5 protein-coding genes and 1 pseudogene are annotated in these 6,104 nt (G+C 49.7%); 2 read left to right on the forward strand and 4 right to left on the reverse strand.

What is annotated here, in order from left to right:
- The 4 genes and pseudogenes from VB081_RS02700 to VB081_RS02715 all read right to left on the reverse strand — a co-directional run.
- Nucleotides 1-291: pseudogene (locus VB081_RS02700) on the reverse strand (uroporphyrinogen decarboxylase family protein); the annotation flags it as partial.
- Between the two features lie 94 nt (nucleotides 292-385).
- Entirely contained in the window at nucleotides 386-1,540 is a 1,155-nt protein-coding gene (locus VB081_RS02705) for a Gfo/Idh/MocA family protein (RefSeq protein WP_323399314.1), read from the reverse strand.
- A 21-nt stretch (nucleotides 1,541-1,561) separates the two neighbouring features.
- On the reverse strand, nucleotides 1,562-2,671 hold the full coding sequence (locus VB081_RS02710; RefSeq protein ID WP_323399315.1) for a PfkB family carbohydrate kinase: 1,110 nt from the start codon (nucleotides 2,669-2,671) through the stop codon (nucleotides 1,562-1,564).
- A 9-nt stretch (nucleotides 2,672-2,680) separates the two neighbouring features.
- Nucleotides 2,681-3,592, reverse strand: coding sequence for a sugar phosphate isomerase/epimerase family protein (locus tag VB081_RS02715; protein ID WP_323399316.1), 912 nt, complete (start codon nucleotides 3,590-3,592; stop codon nucleotides 2,681-2,683).
- A 512-nt stretch (nucleotides 3,593-4,104) separates the two neighbouring features.
- Here VB081_RS02715 and deoC point away from each other — a divergent pair.
- Together deoC and VB081_RS02725 are read left to right on the forward strand one after the other, a co-directional pair.
- On the forward strand, nucleotides 4,105-4,836 hold the full coding sequence (gene deoC, locus VB081_RS02720) for a deoxyribose-phosphate aldolase (RefSeq protein ID WP_323399317.1): 732 nt from the start codon (nucleotides 4,105-4,107) through the stop codon (nucleotides 4,834-4,836).
- Nucleotides 4,837-4,990: 154 nt separating this feature from the next.
- Nucleotides 4,991-6,104: NADH:flavin oxidoreductase (locus VB081_RS02725; RefSeq protein WP_323399318.1), on the forward strand; the 1,114-nt coding region annotated here is incomplete at its 3' end.

Here is a 6,104-nt window from a genome sequence, read left to right on the forward strand (position 1 = left end):
AATGTCGTGACCCGGCCAGCGGTACCATGTGATGCCCGAACGTTCGAGGTAGGGCGCGGGATTGAACAGGATCGGGTCCCAGCCGAGATCCGGCTGAAAATTCTTATAAAAAATATCGTAAGCAGCGCCCGCCTTCTTCCAATCCTCCATCACATCCTGAATGGTGTAGCCGGAATAGTAAACGGGGAAGGCCTGAAAAACGGGGACGATGGGGATGCGATCGGGCTCTTTGACCGCCGTTGCGTCCATGACTCTTTTTAATCGTGCATCATAGTCTTGTTGTATACTCATGAGGGTTTCCTCCGGGATTTGATAGTTGTATTATAGCACAAAACAAAAAACAGGCATACGGTTTTGCGTATGCCTGTTTGAACGTTTGAAGATTTTACAGGGAGAGCCATTTCTCCTGCTTTGCGGAATCTACGATCGCTTCGCACAATTGCAGCTCGCGCAGACCTGCCTCGAACGTCGGGAACTCAGGCGTTGCGCCCGTCTTATAACCCTCTGTACGGATGTAGTTATAAAACTTGGTTGCAAACTGCTTGATCGTATCCGGAAAGCCTTCGTTGTGGCCGCCGGGATAGGAGATCACCTGTGCCGCTTCGCGGTGCATGAGTGAAGGGTCTCTCAGCAAGATATGGTTCGCTTCGTCGCGTTCGCCGATCCACATTTCGTTGGGGCGCTCCGTATCGATGGCAATGGATTTTTTGCTGCCGTAGATTTCGAACCAGATGCGGTTTTTGCGTCCCGCCGCGACCTGATTGACCGTCATGGAGCCGTGCGCGCCGTTATCGAACTTTAAGAGTACGGAAGCATAGTCCTCTGTATTGATCGGTACGTCCGCATAGTCGTCGGGCGTTAATACCTTGCCGGAATATGTTTCCACCGGCTTCAAAGGCTTTTTGCGGATGGGGTAGAAGGTCGCGAAGTCTGCGCACACCTTGTCGATCTTGACGCCTGTCATAAATTCGACGGAATCCAGCCAGTGCGAACCGATGTCCGCCACTGCCCGCGAGTCGCCGCTGAATTTGGGCTCTAAGCGCCAGCTGTAATCTGTTTCCTTAAAGAGCCAGTCCTGCTGGTAAGAACCGTTGACCGCGAAGATCGTTCCCAGTTCGCCGTTCTGTATCATTGCGCGCGCTTCGTGGATGACCGGATAGAAGCGGATGTTAAAGTGTACCGCGTTTGCAAGGCCTTTTTCCTTAGCAAGCGCGATCAGCTCTTTTGCCTCCGCACTGTTCATCGTGAGCGGCTTTTCGCATACGACGTGCTTGCCAGCCAGCAGAGCTTCTTTTGCCATCTGGAAATGGAAGCTGTTGGGCGAGCAGATATGTACCACGTCGACCTCCGGATCGGCCAGAAGATTTTTATAATCTCCATAGCTTTTGCCGATGGAAAGCTGCTCCGCTTTTGCTTTTGCCGTTGCGTCGTCGATGTCGGCGAGGGCAACGACGTCCACAAAGCCTAATCTGCGCAGCGCTTCAATATGTGTAGGCCCGATAAAGCCTGTTCCAATGACGCCAGTTCTGATTTTTTCCATGATATCGATTCCTTTCTAAATTCAGTCCCAAGTATTTAAAAAATCCGCGAGCTGCTTTGTGTCGGGGCTTTTCGCGTTACGGACATAGTAGCCGGACGCGCCCACGCCGCACAAGAGGCATTCCTCATACGGATAGCCGTTCATCCATCCGAGCACAAAGCCCGAGTTGAACGTATCGCCCGCGCCGGTCGTGAGCACGGGATGTTTGCAAAACGGGCCGGCGACCTCATAATAGGCGCCCCCTGCATAGCAGCAGGCACGGTCGACCGGATGGATGACGAGACAGTCGATCTTGATGTTTTTCGCGAGGCTTTCGCAAAGCTCCCTGAGCGGATAAGCCTGATAATCGCTGATTTGCTCGCCATACAGTTCGGCAATCTCGCACGCTTCCTTTTTGTTGAGGCCGAGCGTAACGGGGAAGCCTGACTTTGCAAAGGCGTTGATCAGCTCGACCGCTTCTTTGATGTCGTGTTCGCTGCGCTTTTCCGGATCGGCAAGGTCGAAGAACAGTCTCTTGTCCTGCGGCCGTGTTTGCATGCGCGGCACGACTTCTGCAAGGAAACTCCGCCAGATATCGCTCATGCGCGGGAGCATCGTCCAGTTTTCCATGCCGATGAGGTCACTTGCGTCCACGATATCGACAAAATGGTCAAGCCCCACTTTTTCGACGATCTTTTCCCAAGAAACATTTTTGAAATGCTCGAGTTTGGAAACGATGATCTTGCCGTCGTGGAATTCGTACGCATCCGTATGGCCGGGCTCGGTGAGCCCGATCATTGTGGAGCCTTCCGCCAGCTCGTCGAAGACGGGATCGTGACCGTTTTCGCCCACGCACCCGATGTACGTGAGGGCGATGTGATGCTTCTTTAGCGCATTGGCAAAGATGGGGCCGTTGCCGCCGAGTTTCTTTTGCACGGCGACGATCTCGACGTTGGTCGACAGGCCGCAGCCGTTTTTCAGGCGCTCGGAGTAGGAGAGGATCGTATCGATCCGTGAGAAATTCTCAGGATCGATACGTTTATCCACCACATGGACGATCTCGTCAACGAAACCGTCAAACCCGATGAGCGCCTTTTGCGGCGCAATACCCGCTGTAAGTTTGAAAGAGAGTTCTTTTTTTGTTTCGTTCATTCCCGGCTCCTAGATAAAGTTTCTCATGTACCGCTGCGAAAGCTCGATGGAATGCAGCTTATCTTCAATCGTATCCTCAAACGCGCGATCCTCTACTTCGATGACCGCTGGGCCTTTGTAGTGGATGTCGTAAAGCGCGGACATGGTCTTGCCCCAGTCTATGTCGCCAAGACCCGGAAGCTTGGGCGCGTGGTATTCAAGCGGCGTCGCCATCATGCCGACCTTGTTGTAACGATCCGCATAGAATTTTACGTCCTTGATGTGGAAGTGGAACATCTTATCCGCAAAATCGTAGATGGGCTGGATGTAATCCATCTGCGGCCATACAAAATGAGACGGGTCGTAGTTGAGTCCAAAATTTTTGCTGTCGATGATGGAGAACATATCCGTCCAGATGGCGGGCGTGGACGCTAAGTTCTTGCCGCCCGGCCATTCGTCCATCGAATAAAACATCGCGCAGTTCTCGATGCCGACCTTGACGTCGTTGTCTTCCGCGCATTTGATGATGTCCGGCCATATCTCACGGAAAAGCTTCATGTTTTCAGAGATCGGCAGGGACGGGTCTTTGCCGATGAACGTATTCATATTATGAAGACCCAGAATGCGTGCGCCTTCGATACACTTTTTGATATGCTCTGCCGCCGTCTTACGTACTGCCGGATCGGGATCGAGAGGGTTGGGATAATAGCCAATCGCAGAAATTTCTACATTGCGTTCCTGCAAATAGTTGTTGATGTAGTCTGCTTTTTCTTTGTCAAGCGAAGCCACGTCGATATGCGTAACGCCTGCATAACGCCTTTCCGCTTTGCCGACAGGCCACGCAGCCACTTCTACGCAGTCCATACCGATCTTGCTGGAATAATCGATGAGCTGCTCGAAAGAGTACTCTGGTAAAATAGCGCTTACAAATCCAAGTTTCATGTTCAGATCCTCCTTAAAAAATATGAATTTATTTCAAGACTTTGCGATGTCACAATGGCATATGCCACTTTGTATGATTTATATGATTTGTATTATTTGTATCATAATAAATGTTGGGCGCAATTGCAATAGTTTTTTGCAAAAACCTGAAATATTTCATTCTCTTCTACTATTATATATAAAACAAATCAAAAAACAAAGAAGAGAAATACAAAATAAGGGATAAGGTTTCTGATGAAGATTAATTCCGTAAAAAAGCAAAAATTTGCTTGCAATTTAAAAAATAGGATGATACAATACAAACAAATAGAACAAATAATACAAATGATACAAATAAGACATAAATTACAAATATTACAAACAACGAAACATCTATGAAATAACTCTTAGGGCAATCGCAAAACGACGATCGCACAGTGCGGCAGGATACGAAGACGACCCGCAGCTGAAAAAGGATCCATAATAAAGCATTCATATATTGGTAAAAATTTATATTATCAGGAGGAAAGATCATGAAACCTACAAAAAAAGCAAGTGAGATGTCGGTAGCTGAATTGGCGGCATACATCGACGAGTCGGTTTTGAAACCGGAGTTTTCGCAGGACGAGATCCGCAAATATATTCAGGAAGGCATTGACTTTGGTTGTGCGACAGTGTGCATCAACCCGGCTTCCCTCGATATCGCGGGAGAGATGACAAAAGGAACAGATACGAAGATCTGTGTGGTATGCGACTTCCCGTTTGGACTTTCGACGACGGCTTCCAAAGTGATGCAGGCGGAAGAATATTGCAAACGCGGCGACGTATATGAACTGGATATCGTTGCGAACTACGGCTGGATCCGCAGCGGTATGTACAAAGAAGTGGAAGCGGATATCAAAGCAGTATGTGACGTCTGCCATAAATATGGCACGGCAGTGAAAGTGATCATCGAAACAGACGCTCTTACGATGGAGCAGATCAAAGAAGGCACGAAAGCGGCGGTACGCGCTGGCGCAGATTTCATCAAGAGCTCTACGGGCTTTTTTACGGGCGGTAAGAGCGACGGTGCGACGGTAGAAGTCGTGCAGGCGATGATGGATGCAGGCGAAGGCAAGATCAAAGTCAAGGGCTCCGGCGGAATCCGCGACAGAGAGCATTTCTTAAAGCTGATCGACATGGGCATCGACCGTATGGGCGTTGGATATCGCTCCACACCGGACGTGCTTGATATCACGATCGAAGAAGTAAGAAAACAGAAATAACTTTTTCATAATGTCGTGCGGTACGCGCTGCAAAGCACGTACCGTATGACAAAAACATTAGTATGTTGGCCCCACCCAACTTTCAGTAATTTTTAACGGTTTTTGGAAATAAAATTTAATCTAGTCTCACTATTTTTAAGCGGAGGTAAAAAAGATGGCTTTTGAACACATTTTTCAACCGATCAAAATCAAGAACATGGTTGTTCCGAACAGAACGGTGCATGTTCCCACAGATATCAGTTCGGGCAACGCTGACGGCAGCGTGAACGACCGCGTGATCCGGTATCATGAAGAGATCGCAAAAGGCGGCACAGGCCTGATCATTGTCGGCGCATCTACACCGGATAAGGAAACAGGACGCCCTACGGTAACATGTCTGTCTGCTGACGCAGACTATTATATCCCCGGCTTGCACCTTCTGGCGAAATCGATGCAGAAGCACGGCGCAAAATGTGCGGTACAGATCCAGCATCCGGGTCGTCAGGCGGCATATCCGAGAAAAGGACAGATATCCTGCTCGGACATGGTTTCTTATTTGCCGGGCAGCGCAGGACATGAGGTCGTCTACGCAAACGATCAGGCGCACGGCAAAATCGCCCGCGCCATGACGGTAGAAGAAATCTATGAACTGGCTGAAAAGTTTGCAGAAGCGGCATGGAGAGTCAAAGAAGCAGGGTTTGACTGCGTAGAGCTGCACGGCGCGCACGGCTACATGATCGCACAATTCATGAGCCCGGCGACAAACACGAGAAACGACCGCTTTGGCGGAAAATATGAAAACCGCATGCGTTTTATTTTGGAGATCATCAGCCGGATACAACAAAAGTGTGGCGAAGACTTCCCGATTCTGGTAAGATATTCCGGTGAGGAATGGAAATTTGACGGCAGAAAGCTCGACGAATCCATCAAGATCGCGAAGACGCTCGAAGAAGCGGGCGTTGCGGCGCTTGACATTTCTGCCGGGATCTTCGACCTTGCTGAGACGGTTATGGATCCGATGTATTATACGGAAGGCTGGAACACGTACTCTGCAGAAGCGATCAAAAATGCTGTCAATATTCCGGTCATCACGAGCCACACGCTGCGCTCGCCTGAATATTGTGATAAGATCATCGCGGAAGGCAAGACGGATATGGTCGGTTTCTCGCGCCAGTTACTTGCAGACCCGTACTGGGCAAACAAAGCAAAGTCGGGCGATGTGGACAGCATCCGCAAGTGCATAAGCTGCCTCGTTGGCTGCTGGTCGGAATCTTTGATGATCAAGCACG

Source organism: Christensenella sp., from assembly GCF_034927525.1.
Lineage (GTDB): Bacteria > Bacillota > Clostridia > Christensenellales > Christensenellaceae > Christensenella.

What these genes read in the sequence shown, in the direction of transcription:
- VB081_RS02710 (WP_323399315.1), bottom strand. Translation starts at nt 2,671, where the DNA reads ATGAACGAAACAAAAAAAGAACTCTCTTTCAAACTTACAGCGGGTATT.
- deoC (WP_323399317.1), top strand. Translation starts at nt 4,105, where the DNA reads ATGAAACCTACAAAAAAAGCAAGTGAGATGTCGGTAGCTGAATTGGCG.
- VB081_RS02715 (WP_323399316.1), bottom strand. Translation starts at nt 3,592, where the DNA reads ATGAAACTTGGATTTGTAAGCGCTATTTTACCAGAGTACTCTTTCGAG.
- VB081_RS02705 (WP_323399314.1), bottom strand. Translation starts at nt 1,540, where the DNA reads ATGGAAAAAATCAGAACTGGCGTCATTGGAACAGGCTTTATCGGGCCT.